Source organism: Streptomyces sp. NPDC005494, from assembly GCF_042872025.1.
GTDB lineage: Bacteria > Actinomycetota > Actinomycetes > Streptomycetales > Streptomycetaceae > Streptomyces.
Genome location: NZ_JBIAJR010000012.1, coordinates 29,425 through 54,284, shown reverse-complemented (window position 1 = coordinate 54,284; position 24,860 = coordinate 29,425). Strand labels below are relative to the sequence as shown.

Here is a 24,860-nt window from a genome sequence, read left to right as displayed (position 1 = left end):
TGGGTGCGGTGACGCGGTGGGCGTCAGGGGCTGACGCCCAGCCAGCTCTCGATGGGGTGCAGGGCGAAGTAGACGAGGAAGACCAGCGTCAGTACCCACATGAAGACGCCGACCTCACGGGCCCTGCCCTGGGCGAGCTTGATGGCCGAGTACGCGATGACGCCCGCGGCGACACCGGTGGTGATGGTGTAAGTGAACGGCATCAGGACCACGGTGAGGAAGACCGGTACGGCGACGGAGCGGTCGCCCCAGTCCACGTGCCGGGCGTTCTGCATCATCATGGCGCCGATGACGACCAGGGCGGCGGAGGCCACCTCGGCCGGCACGATCGCCGTGAGCGGGGTGAAGAAGAGGCAGGCGGCGAAGAAGAGCCCGGTGACGACGGAGGCGAGTCCGGTGCGGGCCCCTTCCCCGACCCCGGTCGCCGACTCGACGAACACGGTCTGGCCGGAACCGCCGGCCACTCCGCCGATCGCACCGCCCGCGCCGTCGATGAACAGGGCCTTGGACAGGCCGGGCATCCGGCCCTTGTCGTCGGCGAGCTTCGCCTCCGTGCCGACACCGATGATGGTGGCCATCGCGTCGAAGAAGCCGGCCAGGACGAGGGTGAAGACGATCATGCCGACCGTCATCACCCCGACATCGCCCCAGCCGCCGAACTCGACGTCCCCGAAGAGCGAGAAGTCCGGTGAGGAGACCGCGCCGCCGCTCAGCTCGGGCGGGCCGCTGCTCCACGCCTTGGGGTCGATGTCGCCGACGGCGTTGACGACGACGGCGGCCAGCGTGCCGGCGACGATGCCGATCAGGATCGCGCCGGGGACGTTCCGGGCCTGGAGCATGAAGATCAGCAGCAGGGTCACGGCGAAGACGAGGACGGGCCAGCCCGCCAGTTCACCGGCCGGACCGAGGGAGAGCGGCGTCGACGTCCCCTGGTGGACGAACCCGGCCTTGACCAGGCCGATGAGGGCGATGAAGAGGCCGATGCCGATGGTGATGCCGTGCTTCAGCGCGAGCGGGATGGCGTTCATGATCAGCTCACGAAGGCCGGTGACGACCAGCAGGCAGATCACCACGCCGTAGACGACGCACATGCCCATGGCCTGCGGCCAGGTCATGGCCGGCGCGACCTGGGAGGCGAGCACCCCGGAGACGCTGAGACCGGCGGCGAGGGCGAGGGGGACCTTGCCGACGAAGCCCATCAGCAGGGTGGTGGCCGCCGCCGCGAAGGCCGTGGCGGTGATCAGGCCCGGCTGGCCGAGCAGCCGGCCCTCGACGTCCTCGCCGCCGAGGATGAGCGGGTTGAGCAGGAGGATGTACGCCATGGCCATGAAGGTCGTGACACCGCCGCGCACCTCGCGCGCGACGGTCGATCCCCGTTCGGATATGTGGAAGTAGCGGTCGAGCCAGGACCGTCCGGCGGGGACGCGCGAGCCGGGGCCCGCGTCCTCCGCTCCGGTCCTGGGTTCCACGGACTGCTGGGTCATGTTGCCTGACTCCCAAGGTTCACAGGGGCACCCGCGTGGAGCTGTCGTGATTGCGGGATTTGGGATGACTGCGAGGCGCACGACCCGGGGGACGGCCCGAGGCGAACTCTTCGTGCGGATGGAGAGGTTGGACTGCAACCGGGGTGGTGCCACGGCGTGCGGGCACCACCCCGGGGGTTCTGGCGGCCCGTCAGGTACCGGTGATGTGCTCGGGGCGCACCGGTGTCCTCTCGAGCGCCAGGCCCGTCGCGTTCCGGATCGCCGCGAGGACGGCCGGCGTGGACGACAGGGTCGGGGCCTCGCCGATGCCGCGCAGCCCGTACGGGGCGTGGTCGTCGGCGAGTTCGAGCACGTCGACCGGGATGGTCGGGGTGTCGAGGATGGTGGGGATGAGGTAGTCGGTGAAGGACGGGTTGCGCACCTTCGCCGTCTTCGGATCGACGATGATCTCCTCCATGACGGCCACGCCCAGTCCCTGGGTGGTGCCGCCCTGGATCTGGCCCTCTACCGACAGCGGGTTGAGTGCCTTGCCGACGTCCTGGGCGCAGGCCAGTTCGATGACCTTGACCAGGCCGAGTTCGGTGTCGACCTCCACGACCGCGCGGTGTGCGGCGAAGGAGTACTGGACGTGGCCGTTGCCCTGGCCCGTGCGCAGGTCGAAGGGCTCGGTGGGACGGTGGCGCCACTCCAGCTCGATGTCGACGGCCTCGTCCTCCAGCACCTCGGCCAGCGGGGCGAGCACCTCCCCCGCGTCGGTGACGACCTTGCCGCCCTCCAGCAGGAGTTCGGCGGTGGCCCAGGCGGGGTGGTACGTCCCGAACTTCCGGCGGCCGATCTCCAGGACCCTTTCCCGGACGGCCTCGCAGGAGTGCTTCACCGCGCCGCCCGTGACGTACGTCTGGCGGGACGCGGAGGTGGACCCGGCGGAGCCGACCTGGGTGTCGGCCGGGTGGATGGTCACCTGGCTGACGCCCAGCTCGGTGCGGGCGATCTGGGCGTGGACGGTGACTCCGCCCTGCCCGACCTCGGCCATCGCGGTGTGCACGGTGGCCACCGGTTCGCCGTTGATGACCTCCATCCGCACCCGGGCGGTGGAGTAGTCGTCGAAGCCCTCCGAGAAGCCGACGTTCTTCAGCCCGACGGCGTAGCCGACGCCGCGTACGACGCCTTCGCCGTGCGTGGTGTTGGACAGCCCGCCGGGAAGCGCGCGTACGTCGACGGAGCTTCCCTCGGCGTCGGCCGAGAGCCACTGCCGCTCGGGGGGCATGGGGCGGGCCTTGACGCGGCGCAGCAGCTCGGCCACCGGAGCCGGCGAATCGACGGGCTGCCCGGTGGGGAGCAGGGTGCCCTGCTCCATGGCGTTCAGCTGCCGCAGTTCGACCGGGTCCATGTCGAGCGCGGCGGCGAGCTTGTCCATCTGTGCCTCGTAGGCGAAGCACGCCTGGACCGCGCCGAAGCCGCGCATGGCGCCGCAGGGAGGGTTGTTCGAGTAGAGGGCGATCGCCTCGATGTCGACGTCCTCGACGGCGTACGGGCCGACCGCGAGCGAGGAGGCGTTGCCGACGACGGCCGGTGACGCGGAGGCGTAGGCGCCGCCGTCCAGCACGATCCGGCACTTCATGTGGGTGAGCTTGCCGTCCTTGGTGGCCCCGTGCTCGTAGTGGAGCTTCGCGGGGTGGCGGTGGACGTGGCCGAAGAAGGACTCGAAGCGGTTGTAGACCATCTTCACGGGCTTGCCGGTACGCAGCGCGAGCAGGCAGGCGTGGATCTGCATCGACAGGTCCTCGCGTCCGCCGAAGGCTCCGCCGACCCCGGAGAGCGTCATGCGGACCTTGTCCTCCGGGAGGCCGAGGACGGGGGCGATCTGGCGGAGGTCGGAGTGCAGCCACTGGGTGGCGACGTACAGCTCGACGCCGCCGTCCTCGGAGGGCACGGCGAGGCCGGACTCGGGGCCGAGGAAGGCCTGGTCCTGCATGCCGAAGACGTAGTCACCGGTGACGACGACGTCGGCCCGCGCCGCCGCCGCGTCGGCGTCCCCGCGGATGATGGGCTGGCGGTGGACGATGTTCGGGTGCGGGACGTGTCCGATGTGGTGGTCGGTGCGGCCCTCGTGGACCAGGACCGCGCCGGGGGCGGTCGCGGACGCCTCGTCGGTGATGACGGGCAGCTCGGCGTAGTCGATCCTGATCTTCGCGGCGGCGCGGCGCGCGGTCTCGGGGTGGTCGGCGGCGACGAGCGCCACCGGCTCCCCGTGGTGGCGGACCTTGCCGTGGGCCAGGACGGGCGTGTCCTGGATCTCCAGGCCGTAGTTCTTCATCTCGGCGGGCAGGTCGTCGTAGGTCAGGACGGCGTACACACCGGGGGTGGCGAGGGCCTCGCCGATGTCGATCGACCGGATCTCGGCGTGCGCGACGGTGGAGCGCAGCGTGTGGCCCCACAGCATGTCCTCGTGCCACATGTCCGAGGAGTAGGCGAACTCGCCGGTGACCTTGAGGGTGCCGTCGGGGCGCAGGGTGGACTCACCGATGCCGCCCGGGGTGGTGGACCCCTGGGTGATCTTGGTGGGGGTGCCGGCCGGTACGGTCGCGGCTCGTGGACGCAGGGCCATGGCTATCGCACCGTCTCTTCCTGACGGGCGGCGGCGAGGCGGACCGCGTCGAGGATCTTCTCGTAACCGGTGCACCGGCAGAGGTTGCCGGAGAGTGCCTCGCGGATGTCCTGGTCGGACGGGGAGGGCGTCGTCTCCAGCAGCTCGTCGGCGGCGACCAGCAGGCCGGGGGTGCAGAAGCCGCACTGCACGGCGCCCGCGTCGATGAACGCCTGCTGGACCGGGGAGAGTTCGGCCGCATCCGCGCTCTGCGCGTCGGTGGGCCTGGCCTGCCACCGCTGTGCGGCGTCCAGCGAGGTGCCGCAGGCGCCGGTGGCGCAGCCGGTGCCGGGGTGGGCGTCGTCGCGGTGCCTGGCGTAGTCGGCGAGACCCTCGACGGTGACGACCTCGCGGCCCTCCGCCTGGCCTGCGGCGACGAGACAGGAGCAGACGGGCACACCGTCGAGGCGGACCGTGCAGGAGCCGCATTCGCCCTGCTCACAGGCGTTCTTGGAGCCGGGAAGCCCCATGCGCTCGCGCAGGACGTAGAGGAGGGACTCGCCCTCCCAGACGTCGTCGGCCTCCTGCCGGCGGCCGTTGACCGTGAAGTTGACTCGCATGATCAAGCAGCTCCTTCGAGGGTGCGGTCCGCTCCGCGGTACTGCTCCCAGGTCCATCCCAGCGTGCGCCGGGCCATGATGCCGACGGCGTGCCGGCGGTAGGCGGCTGTTCCCCGTACGTCGTCGATGGGGTTGCAGGCCCCGGCGGCGAGCTGGGCGAACTGCTTGGCCACGGAAGGGGTGATGACCTTTCCGTTCTCCCAGAAGCCGCCCTCCTCCAGCGCCGCGTTGAGGAAGTCCTCGGCCTCCTTCGCCCGGACCGGGGTCGGGGCTGCGGAGCCGATGCCGGTGCGCACGGTGCGGGTCTCCGGGTGGAGGGCGATGCCGAAGGCGCAGACGGCGATGACCATCGCGTTGCGGGTGCCGACCTTGGAGTACTGCTGCGGGCCGTCGGCCTTCTTGATGTGCACGGCCCGGATCAGCTCGTCCGGGGCGAGGGCGTTGCGCTTGACGCCGGTGTAGAACTCGTCGACCGGGATCATCCGCGTCCCCCGTACGGACGCGGCCTCGATCTCGGCGCCGGCGGCGAGCAGGGCGGGGTGGGCGTCCCCGGCGGGCGAGGCGGTGCCCAGGTTGCCGCCGACGCCGCCGCGGTTGCGGATCTGCGGCGAGGCGACGGTGTGCGAGGCGAGCGCCAGACCGGGGAGCTCGGCCCGCAGGTGCTCCATGATCGCGCTGTACGGCACGGAGGCGCCGAGGCGGACGGCGTCCCGGCCGACCTGCCACTCGGACAGCTCACCGATGCGGTTCAGGTCCATGAGGTGTCCGGGCCGCCTGTGGTCGAAGTTGATCTCGACCATCACGTCGGTGCCACCCGCGATGGGCACAGCCGTCGGGTGCTCGGCCTTGGCGGCGAGCGCCTCCTCCCAGCTGGCGGGGCGAAGGAAGTCCATGAGTGGCTCTCTTCTTCTCAATCGGGTCGTTCGGCTGGGCTGGGGACGGCCGGCCCTCGGGGATCGTTCCTGTGATGTTCACGCGGTGTGTGGCCCAGTACACAAGCCTTGCTCCACTCGGTGCAGTCACCGAAACCATGAAGGAATTGGCTGGTCCCCGTCCCCGTCTTGTAGATTCGAACGAATGGCGGGCACCCGTAACCTCACCGCAATTCACAGGTGACCTCCGCCGCCCCCCTGACCGACGAAGAGAACGGCGGCGATCGACGATGCGGCTGCGCGCACTGCTGGACACCGAGGCGCTGGGCCTGCAGCTGCTCGGCGGCGAGGACGAGCTGGACCGTCCGGTGCGGGGCGTGATGACGACCGACCTGCGCGACCCCAGCCGGTACCTCTCGGGCGGGGAGCTGGTCCTCACGGGGCTGGCGTGGCGACGGGACTCGTCGGACACGGAGCCGTTCGTACGGATCCTGGCGAACGCCGGGGTGGCCGGCCTGGCGGCGGGTGAGGCGGAGCTCGGCGCCGTACCGGACGATCTGATCGAGTCGTGCCTGCGTCACCGGCTCCCGCTCTTCGCGGTCGACGAGACCGTGGCCTTCGCGACGATCACCGAGCACGTGGTGCGCCAGGTGTCCGGCGAGCGGGCAGGTGACCTCGCGGCCGTCGTCGACCGCCACCGCAGGCTGATGACGTCGGGCCCGGCGGGGGGCGGTCCCGAGGTCGTCCTGGATCTGCTCACCTCCGACCTGGACCTGCGCGCGTGGGTCCTCTCGCCCACCGGCCGGCAGATCGCCGGGGCGGGCGAGCCGCTGCCGCCCCGGGCCGGCGCGGAGCTCGCGGGGAAGCACCTCGCGGCGACCCGTACCGGCCGCCCCGGGCCGCACCGGGCGGAGGTGGGCGGCACGGTCTACTCGCTGTTCCCGGTCCGTCACACGGGCCGGGCGGTGGACCGGGACCGCGATGTGCGTGAGTCCGTGCTGTCGGAGTGGGTGCTGGCCGTGGCGGCCGACGCGGGCGACTGGCCGGCTGCCCGGCTTGATCTGCTCCAGGGCGTCACCCAGCTGATCGCGGTCGAGCGGGACCGGCGTGACGCGGCCCGCTCCGTACGCCGCAGGCTCGCCCAGGAGGTCCTGGAGCTGGTCCAGACGGGCGCCGCCCCGGCGGAGATCTCCGCGAGGCTGCGGGTGGCCGCCCCTGTCCTCCTGCCGGGCCTCGGCACCGCCCCCCACTGGCAGGTCGTGGTGGCCAGGGTGGAGTGGGCGCAGGACACGGGGCTTCCGGGCGGCCCGGCCGCGCAGGCCCTGCTGGAGGAGATCCTGGTCGACCCGGCGGTGGCGGGCCCCGAATCGGCCGACCGCATCGCCGTGGCGCACACGGGCGAGGAGGCCATCGCCCTCGTCCCGCTCACCGCGCTTCCCCGGGCCGATGCCCCGGGCGGGCCGGGGGACCCGGAGTCCGCGGAGGGGTCCGGTGCCCCGGAGGGGCAGGACACCGCGCTGCACGCCGACGCGCTGCTCGACACCGTCCGGGCCCCGCTCTCCGCCGGTCTCGCGGACGACGGCCGCCTGACACTGGGTGTCAGCGCCGCCGTCCATTCGGCCGAAGGGCTGCGCGGGGCGCTGGAGGAGGCCCGGCACGCCCGCAGGGTCGCCGCGGCCCGTCCGGGCCCGGTCTGCGCGGCCGGCCACCACGAACTCGCCTCGCACGTCCTGCTGCTCCCGTTCGTGCCGGACGACGTCCGCCGCGCCTTCACCGCCCGGCTCCTGGACCCGCTGCGCGACTACGACCGCCGCCACCGCGCGGAGCTCATCGAGACGCTGGAGGCATTCCTGGACTGCGACGGCTCGTGGACCCGCTGCGCGGCCCGGCTGCACCTGCACGTCAACACACTGCGCTATCGCGTCGGACGTATCGAGCAGTTGACGGGACGTGACCTTTCGCGGCTCGAGGACAAGCTCGACTTCTTCCTCGCCCTGCGCATGAGCTGACTTCCCGGCACCATCAGGGCCCGGCCGGGTTCCAGCCGATTGTGAAATCTTTCACCTGACATCGATCCGACCCCTTGGCCCCGCGTGCCATTCCGTGCTGAGATGCGCCCAGACCCAGGCCGACCGTCATTCGCCGGTCGGCCTCCACAGCTCGACGGCGCGCTCGGGGAGGGCAACGTGGCGCATACCGCCATGTCTGGTTCCGGAACGACAGCAGATGACGATCCGCCGCTCCAGACAGCGGTATGGCGGCTGCGCTCACGCGCCTGCTGGACGGACGCCGCCGCACTCCTCGAACCCCACGCGGCCACCGACCACGCCGCCGCGCTGCAGCGCACGTCCCTGCTGACGGAGCGGTGCCTCTACACCGGCACAGGCTGGACCGACGCCGAGGACGCGCTGCGCACCGCCGAGGCCCTCGCCCACGACGACTCCGAGCGCGGGGCCGCGGCGTGCGAGCGCGGTTACCTCGCCTACGCCTCGACGCTGCTCGGGGCGCGCGACCGGGCCGACGAGGCGAGCGTGGCCCTCAGCAGGGCCGCGGCGCTGCTCTCACCCGCCGCTCCCGGCCGCCCCCTGCTGGACTTCCGCCGGGGTCTCATCGCCCAGAACATCGCCGACTCACCGCAGTCCGCCCGCGCCGCCTACCGCAGGGCGCACGCCGGAGCCACCGCCCAGGGTGACGAGCTGCTGCTCTCCTTCACCTGGCGCCATCTCGCCTCGCTCGCCCTGCGTGAGGGCGAGCTCGCCGAGGCGCGGCACGGCTTCGCGGAGTCGCTGCGGATAAGGGAGGAGCTGGGCTATCTCGTCGGCACGGCCCCTGCGCTCATCTCGCTCGCGGACGCCGAGGCGGAACCCGAGGCGGCGGCCCGGCTGCGCGCCGAGGCCGGCCGGCTGTTCCGGCTGCTCGGCGGCGTCCCGACCTGGCTGGCGCCCCGGCTGGAGCCGCCTGCCCCGGAGACCGTCGAGGCGAACTGACCGCCGCGACGGGCCACCCGGGAAGTACGCCGCCGGGCCCGGGCCCCGGAGCGGCCCGGGCCCGGCTCCTCGGTCAGCCGTCCGCGCCGTTGAAGTGTTCGCGTACGAGTGACTGCACCACGGCGAGGTCCCGGGCGATGAGCGCGTCCAGCAACGCGGTGTGCTGCGAGGCGTCGGCGAGAAGGTCGGCACGGCGGGCGGCGGGGCCGCTGACCAGGGGCCACTGGGAGCGGCGGTGCAGGTCGTCGGCGACCGTCACGAGTTGCTGGTTGCCGGAGAGCGCGAGCACGGCACGGTGGAAGGCCCGGTCGCTCTCCGCGTAGCCCGCGCGGTCCCCTAGGGCCGCGACGGCGACCGTGGCGTCGGCCAGCGGACGCAGGGCACACCAGCCGGCGGCCGGGACCGTGCGGGCGAGCCGTAGTACGACGGGGATCTCCAGCAGCGCCCGCACCTCCGCGAGCTCCGCCAGATCGCGGGGGCCGCGCTCGCTGACCCTGAATCCCCGGTTCGGCACGACCTCGACGGCGCCCTCGGCGGCCAGCTGCTGCATCGCCTCGCGCACCGGGGTCGCCGACACGCCGAAGCGGGCGCCGAGCGCAGGGGCGGAGTAGACGTGGCCGGGGGTCAGCTCCCCGTCGACGAGGGCAGCACGCAGGGCGTCCAGTATCTGGCCACGCACGGAGTGCCGCTGGACGCCTCGGGGCGCGGGCGGCTCACCGTGCGTGTGCTCGCCGCGCGCCTGTTCGGGTACCCGGACGTCGGGCGGGGTCCCCGGGGACGCGTGCGGCCGCGCGCCCTCACGCGCTCTGCCCTGCTCCACGGGCTCCTCCTCGCACTGGCGGGCCGGATCGCGTGCGCCGGGCCCCGTGTGCACGATAGGCGGAGCGGGCCGCAGTTCAAACATCGATCACTTCGGGTAAGGTAAGGCTTACCTGCAAAGTTCCGTGAATCGGTGGTCCCCGTATGACCGTGCCCGCGCTGCTCACCGCCACCGCCCCGTCCCCGCTGACGGCGGCGTACACCCGTCTGGCCGAAGTCTTCCCCGGTCTGCGCGCCGAGGTGCTCGCCGACGACACGGCGGCCCCCTCGGGTCCCGGCTGGGTCGGCGCCGGCGAGCTCGCGGCGGGCGGCGCGGCGCTGGACGAGTTCCTCGCCTGGGACGCGGCGCAGGTGCGGCGGGACTACGGCACCGAGGCCCGCCCCGACGTGGTCGCGAGTTTCGGGCTGCACCGCTACGCCTGGCCCGCCTGCCTCCTGGTGACCCTTCCGTGGTTCACCCACCGCCGGGTGCCGCGCATCCCGGTGGAGGACGTCTCCTTCCACCGGGGCCTCGGCCATCTGACCCTCCGCGTGAGCGAATTCGCCTGCCTGCCCGACGACCCTGCGGCCACGCGGCCGGGCGCCCGGATCGTCCAGGACGAGGCCGCGCTGCGCACGGAGGTCCTGGACGCCGTGGCCCAGCACATCGGACCGGTGCTCGACGGCTTCCAGCCGCGCATGCGGCGCGGGAAGCGGGCCCTGTGGGGCATGGCGACCGACGAGATCGTCGAGGGCCTCTGGTACGTCGCCCATCTCCTCGGCGAGGAGAGCCGCGCGATGAGGGAGCTGGAGCTCCTGCTGCCCGGCACCACCAAGCCGTACGTGGGCACCGCCGGCTTCCGTGAACTGACCGGCCCTGACGGCGAAGCACTGCCCACGCGCGACCGGGCCAGCTGCTGCATGTTCTACACCCTGCGGCCCGAGGACACCTGCGTCACCTGCCCCCGCACGTGCGATGCGGACCGTATCCGGAAGCTGACCGCCGCCTCCTGAACCGTACGGCGGCTCACACCACCCTGCCGGGCGACCACAATTCGAATGCAACTCGGCTTCACCGTGCGGCCGTTCGAAAAGATTCCGCCTATCGATGAGCCCGGTCACCCCAATGGCGTTCACTTGCCCCGAAACCCCCTGAGCGGCCCGGTATTTCCGTCACGATGGCGCCCGAAACGCCCTACGTGACGCAAGGGACCGCGCATGAGACTGACCGACATATCGCTTGACTGGCTGCTTCCGGGCGCCGTGCTGCTCGTGGGGGTCATGGCGGCGGTGACGGTGGTCGCGCGCGGAAAGCGCGCCGCTGAGAAGGCCGCGGCCGACGACAGCTGGGAACGCAGCGAGGAGCGCCGCCGACGCAAGGAGGCGCTCTACGCCACCGCCTCGTACGTCCTGCTGTTCTGCTGCGCCGCTGTCGCCGCCGCCCTCTCCTTCCACGGGCTCGTCGGCTTCGGCCGGCAAAACCTCAGCCTCTCCGGGGGCTGGGAGTACCTCGTGCCCTTCGGCCTCGACGGGGCCGCGATGTTCTGCTCCGTGCTCGCGGTCCGTGAGGCCAGCCACGGCGATGCCGCGCTGGGCTCCAGGCTGCTGGTGTGGACGTTCGCCGGTGCCGCCGCCTGGTTCAACTGGGTGCACGCACCGCGCGGCATGGACCACGCGGGCGCGCCGCACTTCTTCGCGGGCATGTCGCTCTCGGCGGCCGTCCTCTTCGACCGCGCGCTGAAGCAGACCCGCCGAGCAGCGCTTCGCGAGCAGGGCCTGGTGCCCCGCCCGCTGCCGCAGATCCGGATCGTGCGGTGGCTGCGCGCCCCCAGGGAGACCTTCGGCGCCTGGTCGCTGATGCTCCTGGAGGGCGTACGCACCCTGGACGAGGCGGTGGACGAGGTGCGCGAGGACCGCCGCGAGAAGGAACAGGACCGGCACCGCCGGAGGGACCAGGCGAAGCTGGACCGGGCCCACATCAAGGCCCTGAACCGGCAGAACCGGGTCTGGACACGCGGCGGCCGCACCGGTGGCCAGGTGGACGTCCAGGCCATCGCCCCCGCTTCGGGAGGCGGCCCACCGGCCGTCGCGGAGCCTGCCATAACAGAGCCGGGACAACTGCCTCTACGCCCCCGGCCATCCCTGCAAGCCGTGAACGGCTCGAACTCCAGGAGTACTTCGGCACAGACCACGAGCGGTGAGACCGCGACCGTCGACCTCACCGCCGAGGACGACACCCAAGCCCTGCCCCGGCTCGACTCGCTGGAGCAGAAGCTCAAGGATCTGGAGCAGCAGTTCGGCTGAGCCTCAGGCTCTCCGGCCGTGCAGTTCGAACCAGACCACCTTGCCCAGCGCCTGGGCCATGACTCCCCAGGAGTCCGCCAGGCTCTGGACGAGGAGCAGCCCCCTGCCGTGCGTACCGTCGTCGGCGTTCGGTACGTACGGCGCGGGCTCCTGTCCCGTGACGAAGTCGCGGACCTCCACCCGCAGTCGCGCGGGTGCGGAGGTCACGGTGACCACGGCGCCGTTCCTCGTGTGGATGAGCGCGTTCGTCACCAGTTCACTGAGGAGGAGCTCCGCCACTTCGGTCTCCTCCGGCGGTCGGCGGTAGCGCAGGAACTCCCGTAAGGCGCTCCGCACCTCCCCGACCCCCGACAGGTCGGCGTTCCCGAGTCTGCGGTGCAGCCGCACCGCCGGACTCTCCTGTCGCTTCGTCATGTCCCCCGTGCGCACGCTGAATCGGTCTCCTTCGGTTCCGTTTCGACCCGTCATGTCTCGAACGCCCACACGCAATGCATTCCCCACGGGAGTGCGGTCACGCTTCCCAGGCGTCGGCACATGAACGGGCCGTCACGGACCACGATCGGGCGGCCGGAACATTACGAATTTCTACTCACGGTTAACTTCCAGAAAATTCACAAGAGTTGGCGTTGACGGATGGGGATCTACGCGCGTCATCATAGGAGTCATGCGAATCCCCCCACGGATCACCACGCTCGGCGGCGTCGCCGCCCTCATGTCCGTCCTCTTCGTCGGCGGACCGGTCTCCGCCTCGGCCGCGGCCCCCTCGGCCGCCGCGGTCGGCAGCGTCTGCTACTCCGCGCTGCCGTCCCAGGCCCACGACACGCTCGACCTCATCGAGGCGGGCGGCCCGTTCCCGTACGACCAGGACGGCACCGTCTTCCAGAACCGGGAAGCGCTGCTGCCCAGCCAAGGCACCGGCTACTACCACGAGTACACCGTCATCACTCCGGGTTCCTCGGACCGCGGCGCCCGCCGGATCGTGACGGGCGAGGCGGTCGAGGAGGACTACTACACCGCCGACCACTACGAGTCCTTCGACCTGGTCGACCACGACTGCTGACCAGGCACTCCCCCGGTCCGGTCCGCGCCGTAGTCCCCCACCTGCGGCGCGGGCCACCGGACCGCTGACAGGCGAGGCGCGACCCGCGCCCCCGACCGGACCGCCCACCGGGCCGCCGACCCCGGGGCGACCCGGGGGGCCGCCGCCGGCCGCCCCGGGGAACGCGCTTGTACGCTCCACGCATGACCGTGACCTATGTGATCGACGGCTCCGGGATCACCGGCCTGGAGAGCTTCTGGGACGCGATCGGGGAGGCGGTGAACGGCCCCGGCGGCTACTTCGGCCGAAACCTCGACGCGTTCGCGGACTGCCTGAGCGGTGGTTTCGGCACCCCGGACGACGGTGTGTTCGTCATCGAGTGGCACGACCACGCCCACTCCGCCCGCGCGCTGGGCCACGAGGAGACCGCACGCCGGCTGGAGCGGCTCCTCCCGCGCGTGCACCCCACGAACCGGACGCGCGTCGAGGCGGAACTGGCCGATGCCCGGGCGGGACGCGGGCCGACGCTCTTCGACGAGCTGGTGGAGATCATCACCGGACGGACCGCTCCCGGCACCCTGCGCCTCGTGTGAGCCGTACCCCCGTCACCGCCCGCGTGCCGCGGGCGCGTACCACGGCCGCTCAGGGGCGCGGCACGTTGCGGAGGTTGGAGCGGGCCATCTGGAGCATCCTGCCGACCCCGCCGTCCAGCACGATCTTGCTGGCGGAGAGGGCGAAGCCGGTGACCATGTCGGCGCTGATCTTCGGCGGGATGGAGAGGGCGTTGGGGTCCGTGACGACATCGACGAGCGCGGGCCCCTTGTGCTTGAAGGCGTCCTTGAGCGCGCCCTCCAGCTGCTTGGGCTTCTCGACCCGTACACCGTAGGCGCCCGCGGCCCGCGCGATCGCGGCGAAATCGGGGTTCTTGTTGGTCGTCCCGAACGACGGCAGCCCTGCCACCAGCATCTCCAGCTCGACCATGCCGAGGGAGGAGTTGTTGAAGAGGACGACCTTCACCGGCAGGTTGTACTGGACGAGCGTGAGGAAGTCGCCCATCAGCATGGTGAATCCACCGTCGCCGGACATCGACACGACCTGGCGGTTCCGGTCGGTGAACTGGGCGCCGATCGCCTGCGGCAGCGCGTTGGCCATCGAGCCGTGGCTGAAGGAGCCGATCACCCTGCGCCGCCCGTTGGGCGTGAGATAGCGCGCGGCCCAGACGTTGCACATGCCGGTGTCCACGGTGAACACGGCGTCTTTGTCGGCCAGTTCGTCGAGGACCGAGGCGACGTACTCCGGGTGGATCGGGACGTGCTTCTCGACCTTCCGGGTGTAGGCCTTCACCACGCCTTCGAGCGCGTCGGCGTGCTTCTTGAGCATCCGGTCCAGGAATTTGCGGTCGGTCTTGACCTTCACCCGCGGCAGGATGGCGCGCAGCGTCTCGCGCACGTCGCCCCAGACGGCCAGATCGAGTTTGGACCTGCGGCCCAGGTGTTCGGGGCGGACGTCGACCTGGACGATCTGCACATCGGTGGGCAGGAAGGCGTTGTACGGGAAGTCGGTCCCCAGCAGGATCAGCAGATCGCACTCGTTGGTCGCCTCGTACGCCGCCCCGTAGCCGAGCAGCCCGCTCATACCGACGTCGTACGGATTGTCGTACTGGATCCATTCCTTGCCGCGCAGTGCGTGGCCGACCGGGGCCTTGACCCGCTCCGCCAGCTCCATCACCTCGGCGTGCGCGCCCGCCGTGCCGCTCCCGCAGAAGAGCGTCACCCGTTTGGCCTCGTCGATCATGCGGCAGAGCTTCTCGATCTCCTCGTCGCCCGGCTTCACGGAGGGCCTCGAGGTGACCAGTGCGTGCTCGATCGACTTCTCCGGGGCCGGCTGCGACGCGATGTCGCCCGGCATCGAGACGACACTCACCCCACCGCGGCCGATCGCGTGCTGGATCGCCGTCTGGAGCAGACGCGGCATCTGCTGCGGGTTGGAGATCATCTCGTTGTAGTGGCTGCACTCCTGGAAGAGCAGCTCGGGATGGGTCTCCTGGAAGTAGCCGAGGCCGATCTCGCTGGAGGGGATGTGGGAGGCGAGGGCGAGAACCGGGGCCATCGAGCGGTGGGCGTCGTACAGGCCGTTGATGAGGTGGAGGTTGCCCGGCCCGCAGGACCCGGCGCAGGCGGCGAGGGTGCCCGTGACCTGGGCCTCGGCGCCCGCCGCGAAGGCGGCGGTCTCCTCGTGCCTGACCTGGATCCACTCGATGGCGGCGTTACGCCGGACGGCGTCGACCACGGGGTTGAGGCTGTCGCCGACGACGCCGTACAGCCGCTTGACCCCCGCCCGCACGAGGATGTCGACGAACTGTTCCGACACGTTCTGCTTGGCCATGGGTTCCGCACCCTCTCTGCCTCCGGCTGCATCTGCACTCCATCAACCCACGACGTGAGCCGTTACGCCTCCCAGACCGCCGCGCTCGTGCGGTCGTCGGCGTGACCCTTGGCCCGGAGCTGGGTGTCGGCGAGGTAGGCGGGAAGCCCCGGTGGGCCCCCGGCCGTCCAGCGCCGGGCCAGTTCCCCGGCGAGCGCGGGCTCCTCGCGCATGGGCTCGGCCAGGCCGTTCCCGCAGAGCAGGAGGGTGTCCCCCGGCCGGGCGACGGAGGCCCGGAATCTGAACGGCTCGGCGGGTGCCGGCGCCGGCTCCCCGGCGTACGGGGAACGGGGCGTGGTGATCTGGAGATCCATCGTCAGCCGGTCGCCGCCCGGGCCGGCCTCGCTCGTCGCGGTCCCGCTCGGGGGGAGCACCGGGTCGAGGTCCTGCCACACACCGTCGCGGAGCCGGAAGAGGCCTCCGGAGCCGACACCGAAGAAGACGCGGGTCCGGCACTCCGGGTCGGCGGGGAGCAGCAGACAGCGCAGGTCCGCGCTGTAGGCGGACGGTTCGAGGCCGAGTTCGGCGGCGCGTGCGCGCAGCTTGCCGTAGGTCCGGTCGGTGAGGCGGTGCAGGCCCGACTTGAGGTCGCCCCTGCGCCCCGCCCTTATGTCGTCGGAGAGCCGGGCGTGACTCCGGGCGACGGCTCCGCCGATCCAGCGGCAGGCGTCGGCAGCGGCGAGAGGGGCCTGTCCCTCGCCCCGGACGCCGCCGGCCACGGCGACCAGGACCAGGGCGCCGTCCCCGGTGCCGAAGCGGGCGGTGAGCAGGGCGTCCCGCCGGGGTTCGCCGCGGAAGCGAGCCGAGTCCCCGCGCACGGACGCGGCCCGCAGGGTGTACGTCCCGTGGCGCGCGCCGTCGAGGACCGTGTCGGGTACGAGGGCGTCGAGGTCCTCGGGCCCGGAGGCGGGCAGGGCGGCGGGCTCCGCCGCGTAGGTGGGAGGCCGGTCCCCGACGTGGCCGACGACGGGGCGCGGCGGGTCGGCGGGTGGCTCGGGGGGCGCGACCGTCGGCGGTTCGGGAGGCGGTGCGGCGGGGGCCCGTACGGCGAAGGTGCGTGGTGACCGGGGACCGGCGGGGGCCTCCCAGGGGGCGGGGCCGAACGCGGTGCGTCCCTGGAGCGGGGGCGCCTGCGAAGGTGCCTGCTCCGCCGTCGGCCGTGCCCCGCGATCCGCCGCCGGGTCCTGCGGTGACAGCGGCTCCCGGCCCGCCGGAGGAGCCGTCAGCCCTCGCGCGTCCGGGCCGGCCGGCGGGGCCGCCCGCGGCCGTCGGGGATCCGGCAGCGGCACCGCCGTGACCGGGTGAACGTCCTCTCGCGCCGCCTCGCCCACGGCACCCACGGCGTCCGACGCGGAGTCGAAGCGGTCGTCGAGGCTGTCGGCCGCGCCGCTCGGTCCGGTGTCCGGCGCGGTCTCGTCGTACAGCCGGCGCCACCACTCGTCCTCGTGGGCGGCGGGCCTCTCCCCCTGCTGGCTCATGCCCATAGTGTCGACCGCCCGGGGCGTACGAAACCGGGTCATCCCGAAAAAGTGGCTCGGACATGGGTCCACGCGAAGACCCGCCGAGCGTCCCCACCCCCCACGGGAAGGTCGCTCGGCGGGCCGGTCCGCGGGCCCAGTCCGCCGCCCGTGGGGCGAGCGGTACTGCGGTGCCGCCAGATTGCCAGAGGGGCGGGCGCTACGGGCATGATGGCCCGGGCGGGTTTACGCCGTGGCCGGTTCCCGCCACGTCACACCCCGTCCGACGAGCGCGGGAACGCGCGAGCACCGATCCGGGGAGGGCCGAGCATGCTGTCAGCGATAGGTCTCGACGAGAGACAGGAAGCGACCTACAGGGCGCTGGTCGCGGCCGGGGCCGCGGAACTCTCCGATCTCTCCCGCCGGCTGGCCCAGCCGGAGGCCGACACGGAACGCGCGCTGCGCCTGCTGGAGCAGCAGGGGCTCGTGGCCCAGTCGTCGTCGAGGGCGGACCGCTGGGTCGCGGCACCGCCCGGGGTCGCGCTGGGCGCACTGCTCACGCAGCAGCGCCACGAACTGGAGCAGGCCGAGCTGGCCTCGGCCCTGCTGGCGGAGGAGTACCGGGCGGAGGCGGCCGAGCCCGCCGTGCACGACCTCGTGGAGGTCGTGACGGGCGCGAGCGCGGTGGCCCACCGCTTCCACCAGATGCAGCTGGGCGCCACCTCGGAGGTGTGCGCCCTGGTCACGGGGAAGCCCATCGCGGTGACCGGGATGGAGAACGAGTCCGAGGAACGCGCGTCGATGCGGGGCGTCTCCTACCGCGTGGTCGTCGAGCGGGACGTGCTCTCGCTGCCGTCGGGGATCGTGGAGCTGTCGGCGGCGCTCGGCCGCGACGAGCAGTGCCGGGTGGTCGACCGCGTGCCGACGAAGCTGGTCGTCGCCGACGCCGCGCTGGCCATGGTGCCGCTGACGGGCCGCGGCGCCGAGCCCGCCGCCCTGGTGATCCACGCCAGTGGGCTGCTGGAGTCCCTCATGGGTCTCTTCGAGGCGGTGTGGCGGGACGCCATGCCGTTGCGGCTGGGCGGCGAGGGCATCAGCGAGGAGAACGGCCCGGGAGCTGATCCGACCGACCTGGAGATCCTCTCGCTGCTGCTGGCGGGGCTGACGGACGCGAGCGTGGCGAAGCAGCTGGATCTGGGCCTGCGGACCGTGCAGCGACGGGTGAAGGGGTTGATGGAGCTCACCGGCGTCACCACCAGGCTGCAGCTGGGCTGGCACGCGTACGAACGCGGCTGGGTGGCCCGCGCCCCGCGCTGACCGTCCCGGCCGTGGCTTCGGGCCCCGGGCGGGCCCGCGCTGACGGGCGGGACGCGGCGGACTCCGGCACGCTGGTCGAATGAGTGTGTGGCAGCTCGTCGCCGTCGGGGCGCTGATGCTGCTCGGCCTGGTCGGCGTGCTGGTGCCGGGGGTGCCGGGGCAGGCGATCATCTGGGCCGCCGTGCTCTGGTGGGCGCTGACCGACCCGACGCAGGTCGCCTGGGGTGTGCTGATCGGCGCCACGGCTCTGCTGCTGCTGAACCAGGCGCTCAAAGCGCTGATGCCCTCGCGCCGCCCCCGCGAGGCGGGGGTGCCGCGCAAGACCTTGACGGCCGGCGGGCTGGCGGCGATCGCCGGGTTCTTCGTGGTCCCGGTGGTGGGCGGGATCCTGGGATACGTGGGTGCCGTCTACGGCGCCGAGCGCCTGCGGCTGGGCAGCCGGGCCGCGGGCCGGGCGTCCCTCAGGTCCGTGATGCGGGCGACGGGGTACTCGGTGCTCCTGGAGCTGTTCCTCTGCCTGCTGGTGGTGGGGGCGTGGCTGGGAGCGGTCGTCTGGGGCTGAGGCCGGGGGTGCCGGGGCGCGTCGGCCCCGGCACCCCCGGCCGCTTCCGTCAGCGGGTGCGGCCCCGCTTCAGCTCCATGGCCGCCTTGCCTTCCGCGCCCCTGCGCTTCCACTCGCGCAGGGTCTCGCTACGCAGCCGGGCGTCGGTCTTGGCCGCGATGCGGAGGTTCTCCCGGAGCAGCTTGCGGTAGCTGTCCAGGCGCCGCTCGGACAGCGACCCGTCCTCGATCGCGCCGAGCACCGCGCAGCCGGGCTCGGACTCGTGGGCGCAGTCGTGGAAGCGGCACTGCCGGGCCAGGTCCTCGATCTCGGAGAAGACCTGGCCGACGCCCGCCTCCGCGTCCCAGAGCCCGACCCCGCGCAGCCCGGGGGTGTCGATCAGTACACCCCCACCCGGCAGCACGAGCAGGTTGCGCGTGGTGGTGGTGTGCCGGCCCTTGCCGTCCACCTCACGCGCCGCCTGTACGTGCATCACGTCCTGGCCGAGCAGGGTGTTGGCCAGGGTGGACTTGCCGGCCCCGGAGGTGCCGAGCAGCATGCTCGTGCCGCCGCCGACGATCGCGCCGAACACGTCGACGCCTTCCCCGGTGGCGGAGCTGACGGGCAGCACCTGGACCCCCGGGGCGATGCGCTCGATGTCCTCCACGAGGTGGGACAGCGTGGCGGGGTCGGGGACGAGGTCCGCCTTGGTGAGCAGCACGAGGGGCTGCGCCTCGTACTCGGCCCGCGTCCCGTCGCCGAGCAGCGCGTCCCCGGCGGTACTGGACATGGCCAGCGCGAGGAACCGTTCCAGCCGTCCGAGGTCCAGTTCGACGGCGAGAGATACACAGATGACGATGTGGTCGATGTTGGTGGCGAGTACCTGGCCCTCGGAGCGCTGCGACGACGTCGAGCGTACGAAGGCGGTACGACGGGGCAGGAGCGTGCGGACGAACTGCGGGTCACCGTCGGGGTCGACGGCCACCCAGTCGCCGGTGCAGACGATCCGCATCGGATCGCGGGGCACGACGAAGGCGGTGTCGGCCCTGAGCGTGCCGCGCGGAGTGACCACGTCGCACTGTCCGCGGTCGACCCGCACCACGCGTCCCGGCAGGAGCCCCTGCTCGGCGTACGGGGTGAAGGCACTGGCCCAGTCGTCGTCCCAGCCGTACGGTGCGAGCGGGTGCGACGGAGAAGACTGAGAGGTGGAGAAAGACAAGGGAAACCCTTCACAAGGGTGGCCCCGGCAACGCGCGTTCAGGCGCGGGGATCGAAGGTCGAGGTCAGCCGGCGGCCACGGGGGTGGGATCGATGTGCTTCGGGTCGTGGGCAGCGCCCACCGCGACGACAGTCATCAATGTCCTCACCTCCTGGTTCCTCGAACTCCGCACACAGTAGCCGGAGTGCTCCCCGTGGCGTCAACAGGTTTTCCGGCGGGAGTCCGTGTCCGGCCGTTCGGCACGAGTTGGCGGAAATACTCCACGATCAGGTGATACGCGTGCACAACGTCAGGTCCCGGGCGGTTAGTGTGCCGGACATGACCTCACCCAGAACCCCCACCCTGCCTTATTCGCCTGCCCAGTTGGGCACTCAGATCCTGATCGGCTGGAGTGGCGCGAACCCCGAGGGGCGCGACACGGCGTTCCTCCTGGCCTACTCCCTCGGGGACGGCGCGGACGGCCCGGAGGCCGGGGAGCGGGCCATGCGTACGGCGCTGGAACGCAGCGGGCTGCGGGTGGGCGGGGAGACCCTCGACGCCACGGGGATGCCGAACCTCCCGGTGAAGCTCCTCGTGCAGGCGGGCCAGGCCGTCCTGACACTGCCGCACTTCAAGGCCCAGTACAGCGTGCCGCCGGAGTGGCTCGCCGCGGCGCGGGCGGAGGGCACGGTGCACGGGATGTTCGCCACCCGTCCGTGGCCCGTCGCCGTGCCGGGCCAGCCGGTCGGGGAGGAGCAGCTGCGGGCCTTCGTGGGCGACCCCGCCGTCATCGCGAGCTCGGCGCACTGCCTCCTCCCGGCACGCAGCCTGGGCTGACCACCGGACACACGGCGATGCCCACCACCCCCCGTGGAGTGGTGGGCATCGCCGTGTGCGCGGTGCCTTCGCGGCGCCGGTGCTCCCGGCGACCGCGGGGCGTCAGTTGTTGCCGATGCCGTTGCCCGAGAGGACCGGGATGTCGTTCAGGATGTGCGACAGCGGCTCGTCACCCTTGGCCTGGGTGGAGTTGTCGGCGCACTGCTGGTTCTGCGGGTTGGACAGGACGTTGATGTCCTGGACCGCGATCGGAATGGCACCGATCAGCGAGCCCACGTTGGCCTTCACCGGCAGGGCGATGCAGGGCTTGTTCAGCGAGCCCTGCACGAGGCTGAGCTGCGGGCTCTGGTCGCCCCGGGTCTCACTGTTGCCGAACTCCGACTCGGCGCCGTTGCCGTTGACCGTGGTCGTGCCCTGGTCGTTGCCGATCGCCATGGCCGAGGGGGCCGCGGCGGCGGACAGGCCGATCAGGGACACGGCTACGGCGGCGCCGGCCATCATCTTCTTCATCACGCTTCACCTTTCGGAGCGTCCCGTTGTGGAACGTACTGATAACCCCAAACGGAGGGTTCGGTTCCGCTACACCACTCGAACGAGTTGGATCCGGTCCTGGGGCGACGTCTCACCAGGGCCTGTCGTCCGGATCAGGCTGGACCGGGGCGGTTCCGGGAGCACGCGAGCCCGGCGCGATCCGAACGAAAGACCCTAGCCGTTGCGGTCGTCCGCTCCGGCCGCCGTACGCGCCGCGGGGACGAAGACCCCGGCACGGCGGAGGGCCGCGGCGCCGGACTCCCCGGGGCCGGACGCCGTGTCCCGCGGCTGCCGCGCGGCGTCGCGGCGAGCGGCCTCACGCCACTCGGCGAGCAAGCGGTCGTAGATGGGGGTGGAACTCTCGGGTGACCGGTCACGCCCGGCCGGGTGGTAACTGTCGTACGGGTCCATGAAGGGGCCATACCCGGCGGGACCCGCGGCGTCGGCCGCGACTGCGTCAACCGGACCAATTTCCGCACTATCGGGCTACCCGACGTGCAGACCGGCGGCCCCCGGGGCGGCACACCGGGCGCGGACAGACGTGTGGGGCCGGTACGCCCGGGCTCCCGACTCGGTCGGTCGCCACGATGACGGACTGGCCCCACAGGTCCTCACGGACTACGAGAAGGCGGGAAACTCCGCACCCTGGCCTGGGATGGGCTCAGGGAGGCCGTGGTCGCGCGGTGTCAGTTGTTGCCCGCGCCGTTGCCGGAGAGGATCGGGATGTCGTTCAGGATGTGCGACAGGGCCTCGTCCCCCTTGGCCTGGGTGGAGTTCTCGGTGCACTGCTGGTTCTGCGGCGAGGACAGGACGTTGATGTCCTGGACCGAGACCGGGATGAGGCCGAGGAGCGAGCCCACGTTGGCCTTTGCGGGCAGCGCGATGCAGGGCTTGTTGAACGAGCCCTGGATGAGGCCGATCTGCGGGCTCATGTCGCCGTGCGTGCTGCTGTTGCCGTAGTACTGGTCGGAACCGTTGCCGTTGACCGTCGTCGTGCCCTGGTCGTTGCCGATCGCCATGGCCGAGGGGGCCGCGGCGGCGGAAACACCGGCGACGGAGGCGGCGACTGCCGCCGACGCCAGAATCTTCTTCATCATGAAACGTGCCCTTCTGGTTAATCTGTTGCCCGCCTGTCCGGAGCATTCTGAACAACTCCGCCCGGAGGGTTTCGGTTGCGCCTCTTCACTCGAACGATTTCTCATCCCGGCATCACCGACGCGGCACGCGAAATACGTCAGGGAAATGGCGCTACCCGAGGGGGAATGAGGCGCCCGCGACGGATCAGCCGCCCAGCGGAAGCCCGCCCAGGAGCGGGCCGGCGGAGTCCGCCACCTCGGCCACCGCGTCCGCGGACCGGGCGACGGTGCCGTCCTCACGTACCGCGCCCGCCGTCCGGCCGACCCCGTCCACGACGGGGTTCACCACCTGGTCGGGGACCTGCGGGACCGCGGAGGTCAGCTCGTTCATGCCACCGGTGAGGCTGATCCGGGGAGCGGTCGGAGTGGTCGCGGCACAGGCGGGTGCGGCAGCCCCGAGAGCGGCCACGGAACCGGCGACCAGGGCGACTGTCTTCGCGTACTTCACTTCTCGAATCCCTTCGTCGGCGGCGTCCGCCGCCTCTGTACGGGACAACGACCGGGCGGCTCACGGGGAAACTGTGCGTCACCGGATTTCCCCTGATCCCGCCCGGCCGGAAAGAACGCGAAAAGGCCCTGGAGCAGGACGTGCGCTCCAGGGCCTTTTCATGACGAACCGTCGGCTCGACCGGGAGAACCTCAGTCGTTGATGCAGACGTTGCCGAACGCCGGGTTCAGCAGACCGATGACGTTGATGGTGTTACCGCAGACGTTCACCGGGATGTGGATCGGAACCTGGACGACGTTGCCCGACAGGACGCCCGGGGAGTGGGCGGCGACGGCTTCGGCGCCGGAGTCCGCCATGGCCGGAGCAGCGCCACCCAGCGCCATGAGGGTTCCTGCGGCGACGGCGGCAGCCTTGGTGTACTTCACTTTGGTCCCTTTCTGCAGCGGAGTCCTGGGCCGGCACGACTTTCGTGCCGTGTGAGCGATTCTCTGGAATGCGCTCGTGACTCCGGTGTTGTTATCCGTAACGACTGGCAGGCGCCGACGAAACGCTCTGGGAGGCGTTTCTCGGAAAACCGCCCGAATGATGCAGGCCCGGGCCGCACGATGGAGGAGTGTCGGCGGCCCGGACCGGTCTTGCGGCCGGGTCAGCTGTTGCCGGCACCGTTGCCGGAGAGCACCGGGATGTCCGACAGGATGTGCGACAGCGGCTCGTCGCCCTTGGCCTGGGTGGAGTTGTCGGTGCACTGCTGGTTCTGCGGGTTCGAGAGGACGTTGACGTCCTGGACCGCGATCGGGATGAGCCCGATGAGGGAGCCGACGTTGGCCTTGACCGGCAGGGCGACGCAGGGCTTGTTCAGCGAACCCTGGACGAGGCTGAGCTGCGGGCTCTGGTCACCCCTGGTCTCGCTGTTGCCGAACTCCGACTCGGCGCCGTTGCCGTTGATCGACGTGGTGCCCGTGTCGTCACCGATCGCCATGGCGCTCGTCGCCGAGAGACCGAGGATGGAGGCGGCGACGGCACCCGTAGCCAGAACCTTCTTGATCACGATTAACCCTTCTCGTACCGATTGCCCCGCGGCGGAGCTCCCTGATCAACTCGGCCCCGGCCGTTTGGTTCCCCTCCGCGGCCCTCGTTCACCCGAATGCCGGTACACAGCTCCCCGTTCGCACGAACACGCGTACGCGCCCCTTTCGAGTGGTTACACAATTTCCACGACTCTCCAAGTTTCCCCCGCATCCCCTGCGCCGGTTCGCTCGTTACGGATTCGTCCGCGTCGATGGAATGACTTCCATCAGGGTCACCGCCCACGCGAATTTTCCGGAGAAGGGCATGTAATGCGACAGGTTCTGAATAAAAGCATGATCGTCATGGCGGCGGCCTCGGGCATCCTGTCCGCCGCGGGAGGCTATGCGCACGCCGACTCCTCGGCCGGCGCTGTCGCCGCCAACTCGCCCGGTGTCGGCTCGGGCAATGCCGTACAGGTCCCGGTCCACGTCCCGGTCAACGTCTGCGGCAACACGGTCAACGTGATCGCCCTGCTGAACCCGGCCTTCGGCAACAGCTGCGCCAACGTCAGCTCGCACGACAGGCACGACGGCGGCCACGGCACCGGCGGGCACGGAGGGGGCTCGTACGGGGACGACGCCTACGGCGGCGGGCACGACGGCGCCGGCCACCACGGCGGGAACGGGCACGGTTCGTCCGGTGCCAGCGCCGAGGGTGCGGCCGTCGGTTCGCCGGGCGTCGGGTCCGGCAACGCCGTGCAGGCCCCGGTCGACATCCCTGTGAACGCCTGTGGCAACACGGTGGACGTCGTCGGCCTGCTGAACCCCGCCGGCGGCAACACCTGCGTCAACGACAGCGGATACGACCACGAGCAGCCGCCGGTCGAGCCGCCGGTGGAGGAGCCCCCCACCGTCGAGCCGCCCACCGAGGAGCCCCCCACCTCGAAGCCCCCGGTCGAGCCGCCCACCTCCAAGCCCCCGGTGGACGAGCCCCCGGCCACCACCCCCGGCCCCAACACGCCCGGTCCTCAGCTGGCCCAGACCGGTGCCGGCGACATCGGCCTGGCCGCCGGTGCGAGCGCGGCACTGCTCCTCGGCGGCGCGGTGCTCATGCGCCGCACCCGCGGGGCGCGTAACCAGTAACTCCGTTCACGCAGAGGGGCGGGGGGGGGGGGCGGGCCGCCCCCCCCGCCCCCCCGCCCGACCCCCCGCCCCCCCCCCCCCCCGCCCGCGGGGGGGCCCCCCCCCCGCGGCGGGCGGCGCCCGGGGGCGC

The 24,860-nt window shown here is 71.8% G+C and carries 25 protein-coding genes; 10 read left to right on the top strand and 15 right to left on the bottom strand.

The window, feature by feature from the left end:
• Positions 1-23: 23 nt before the first annotated feature.
• From ACFYQ6_RS29705 to ACFYQ6_RS29690, 4 genes are all read right to left on the bottom strand, one after another.
• Positions 24-1,484, bottom strand: coding sequence for an NCS2 family permease (locus ACFYQ6_RS29705; RefSeq protein ID WP_361580807.1), 1,461 nt, complete (start codon positions 1,482-1,484; stop codon positions 24-26).
• A 190-nt stretch (positions 1,485-1,674) separates the two neighbouring features.
• A complete protein-coding gene (locus ACFYQ6_RS29700; RefSeq protein WP_361580805.1) occupies positions 1,675-4,092 on the bottom strand; it encodes a molybdopterin cofactor-binding domain-containing protein in 2,418 nt (805 codons plus the stop codon).
• 2 nt (positions 4,093-4,094) lie between these two features.
• Positions 4,095-4,691 (bottom strand): (2Fe-2S)-binding protein, encoded by a 597-nt coding sequence (locus ACFYQ6_RS29695; protein ID WP_361580802.1) that lies wholly within the window; start codon positions 4,689-4,691, stop codon positions 4,095-4,097.
• Between the two features lie 2 nt (positions 4,692-4,693).
• Entirely contained in the window at positions 4,694-5,584 is an 891-nt protein-coding gene (locus tag ACFYQ6_RS29690) for a xanthine dehydrogenase family protein subunit M (protein ID WP_361580800.1), read from the bottom strand.
• A 269-nt stretch (positions 5,585-5,853) separates the two neighbouring features.
• Here ACFYQ6_RS29690 and ACFYQ6_RS29685 point away from each other — a divergent pair, with 269 nt between their 5' ends.
• Both ACFYQ6_RS29685 and ACFYQ6_RS29680 read left to right on the top strand, forming a co-directional pair.
• On the top strand, positions 5,854-7,572 hold the full coding sequence (locus ACFYQ6_RS29685) for a PucR family transcriptional regulator ligand-binding domain-containing protein (RefSeq protein ID WP_361580797.1): 1,719 nt from the start codon (positions 5,854-5,856) through the stop codon (positions 7,570-7,572).
• A 192-nt stretch (positions 7,573-7,764) separates the two neighbouring features.
• Positions 7,765-8,550: a hypothetical protein gene (locus tag ACFYQ6_RS29680; protein ID WP_361580794.1), complete on the top strand. Its 786-nt coding sequence runs from the start codon at positions 7,765-7,767 to the stop codon at positions 8,548-8,550.
• 73 nt (positions 8,551-8,623) lie between these two features.
• On the opposite strand, the gene ACFYQ6_RS29675 is transcribed toward ACFYQ6_RS29680, so the two are convergent.
• Positions 8,624-9,370, bottom strand: coding sequence for a GntR family transcriptional regulator (locus ACFYQ6_RS29675; protein WP_388765872.1), 747 nt, complete (start codon positions 9,368-9,370; stop codon positions 8,624-8,626).
• Positions 9,371-9,513: 143 nt separating this feature from the next.
• Between ACFYQ6_RS29675 and ACFYQ6_RS29670 the strand changes: the two genes are divergently transcribed.
• Positions 9,514-10,362 (top strand): (2Fe-2S)-binding protein, encoded by an 849-nt coding sequence (locus tag ACFYQ6_RS29670; RefSeq protein ID WP_361580788.1) that lies wholly within the window; start codon positions 9,514-9,516, stop codon positions 10,360-10,362.
• A gap of 204 nt (positions 10,363-10,566) precedes the next feature.
• Positions 10,567-11,652, top strand: coding sequence for a DUF2637 domain-containing protein (locus ACFYQ6_RS29665; protein ID WP_361580785.1), 1,086 nt, complete (start codon positions 10,567-10,569; stop codon positions 11,650-11,652).
• A 3-nt stretch (positions 11,653-11,655) separates the two neighbouring features.
• Here ACFYQ6_RS29665 and ACFYQ6_RS29660 read toward each other — a convergent pair whose 3' ends face one another.
• Positions 11,656-12,066 (bottom strand): ATP-binding protein, encoded by a 411-nt coding sequence (locus ACFYQ6_RS29660; RefSeq protein WP_361580782.1) that lies wholly within the window; start codon positions 12,064-12,066, stop codon positions 11,656-11,658.
• Between the two features lie 250 nt (positions 12,067-12,316).
• Between ACFYQ6_RS29660 and ACFYQ6_RS29655 the strand changes: the two genes are divergently transcribed.
• Together ACFYQ6_RS29655 and ACFYQ6_RS29650 are read left to right on the top strand one after the other, a co-directional pair.
• Positions 12,317-12,712, top strand: a complete 396-nt coding sequence (locus ACFYQ6_RS29655) for a ribonuclease (RefSeq protein WP_361580779.1) — start codon at positions 12,317-12,319, stop codon at positions 12,710-12,712.
• A 182-nt stretch (positions 12,713-12,894) separates the two neighbouring features.
• Positions 12,895-13,284 (top strand): barstar family protein, encoded by a 390-nt coding sequence (locus ACFYQ6_RS29650; protein WP_361580777.1) that lies wholly within the window; start codon positions 12,895-12,897, stop codon positions 13,282-13,284.
• A 49-nt stretch (positions 13,285-13,333) separates the two neighbouring features.
• Here ACFYQ6_RS29650 and ACFYQ6_RS29645 read toward each other — a convergent pair whose 3' ends face one another.
• Both ACFYQ6_RS29645 and ACFYQ6_RS29640 read right to left on the bottom strand, forming a co-directional pair.
• Positions 13,334-15,076 (bottom strand): pyruvate dehydrogenase, encoded by a 1,743-nt coding sequence (locus tag ACFYQ6_RS29645; protein ID WP_361580774.1) that lies wholly within the window; start codon positions 15,074-15,076, stop codon positions 13,334-13,336.
• Between the two features lie 62 nt (positions 15,077-15,138).
• On the bottom strand, positions 15,139-16,593 hold the full coding sequence (locus ACFYQ6_RS29640) for a protein phosphatase 2C domain-containing protein (RefSeq protein ID WP_388765868.1): 1,455 nt from the start codon (positions 16,591-16,593) through the stop codon (positions 15,139-15,141).
• 309 nt (positions 16,594-16,902) lie between these two features.
• Between ACFYQ6_RS29640 and ACFYQ6_RS29635 the strand changes: the two genes are divergently transcribed.
• The gene (locus tag ACFYQ6_RS29635; RefSeq protein ID WP_361580769.1) at positions 16,903-17,889 is read left to right on the top strand and encodes a helix-turn-helix domain-containing protein; all 987 of its coding nucleotides are present in this window, start codon (positions 16,903-16,905) and stop codon (positions 17,887-17,889) included.
• Positions 17,890-17,968: 79 nt separating this feature from the next.
• Positions 17,969-18,451 carry a DUF456 domain-containing protein gene (locus ACFYQ6_RS29630; protein WP_361580766.1) on the top strand — a complete coding sequence of 161 codons (483 nt, stop codon included), beginning with the start codon at positions 17,969-17,971 and terminating at the stop codon, positions 18,449-18,451.
• Between the two features lie 49 nt (positions 18,452-18,500).
• On the opposite strand, the gene rsgA is transcribed toward ACFYQ6_RS29630, so the two are convergent.
• The gene (gene rsgA / locus ACFYQ6_RS29625; RefSeq protein WP_388765865.1) at positions 18,501-19,649 is read right to left on the bottom strand and encodes a ribosome small subunit-dependent GTPase A; all 1,149 of its coding nucleotides are present in this window, start codon (positions 19,647-19,649) and stop codon (positions 18,501-18,503) included.
• 318 nt (positions 19,650-19,967) lie between these two features.
• Between rsgA and ACFYQ6_RS29620 the strand changes: the two genes are divergently transcribed.
• The gene (locus ACFYQ6_RS29620) at positions 19,968-20,465 is read left to right on the top strand and encodes a DUF5949 family protein (protein WP_361580762.1); all 498 of its coding nucleotides are present in this window, start codon (positions 19,968-19,970) and stop codon (positions 20,463-20,465) included.
• A 102-nt stretch (positions 20,466-20,567) separates the two neighbouring features.
• On the opposite strand, the gene ACFYQ6_RS29615 is transcribed toward ACFYQ6_RS29620, so the two are convergent.
• The 6 genes from ACFYQ6_RS29615 to ACFYQ6_RS29590 all read right to left on the bottom strand — a co-directional run bounded on the left by ACFYQ6_RS29615 (position 20,568) and on the right by ACFYQ6_RS29590 (position 23,628).
• On the bottom strand, positions 20,568-20,975 hold the full coding sequence (locus ACFYQ6_RS29615; protein WP_361580759.1) for a rodlin: 408 nt from the start codon (positions 20,973-20,975) through the stop codon (positions 20,568-20,570).
• A 195-nt stretch (positions 20,976-21,170) separates the two neighbouring features.
• The gene (locus ACFYQ6_RS29610; RefSeq protein WP_361580757.1) at positions 21,171-21,407 is read right to left on the bottom strand and encodes a hypothetical protein; all 237 of its coding nucleotides are present in this window, start codon (positions 21,405-21,407) and stop codon (positions 21,171-21,173) included.
• Between the two features lie 275 nt (positions 21,408-21,682).
• Positions 21,683-22,093 (bottom strand): rodlin, encoded by a 411-nt coding sequence (locus ACFYQ6_RS29605; RefSeq protein WP_145812626.1) that lies wholly within the window; start codon positions 22,091-22,093, stop codon positions 21,683-21,685.
• Positions 22,094-22,277: 184 nt separating this feature from the next.
• Complete coding sequence (locus ACFYQ6_RS29600) at positions 22,278-22,580, bottom strand: hypothetical protein (protein WP_361580753.1); 303 nt, start codon at positions 22,578-22,580, stop codon at positions 22,278-22,280.
• A 191-nt stretch (positions 22,581-22,771) separates the two neighbouring features.
• Positions 22,772-23,005 (bottom strand): chaplin, encoded by a 234-nt coding sequence (locus ACFYQ6_RS29595; RefSeq protein WP_145812622.1) that lies wholly within the window; start codon positions 23,003-23,005, stop codon positions 22,772-22,774.
• Positions 23,006-23,226: 221 nt separating this feature from the next.
• Positions 23,227-23,628, bottom strand: a complete 402-nt coding sequence (locus tag ACFYQ6_RS29590; protein WP_361580750.1) for a rodlin — start codon at positions 23,626-23,628, stop codon at positions 23,227-23,229.
• 289 nt (positions 23,629-23,917) lie between these two features.
• On the opposite strand from ACFYQ6_RS29590, the gene ACFYQ6_RS29585 reads away from it, so the two are divergent.
• Entirely contained in the window at positions 23,918-24,730 is an 813-nt protein-coding gene (locus ACFYQ6_RS29585) for a chaplin (RefSeq protein ID WP_388765861.1), read from the top strand.
• The last annotated feature ends 130 nt before the right edge of the window (positions 24,731-24,860 follow it).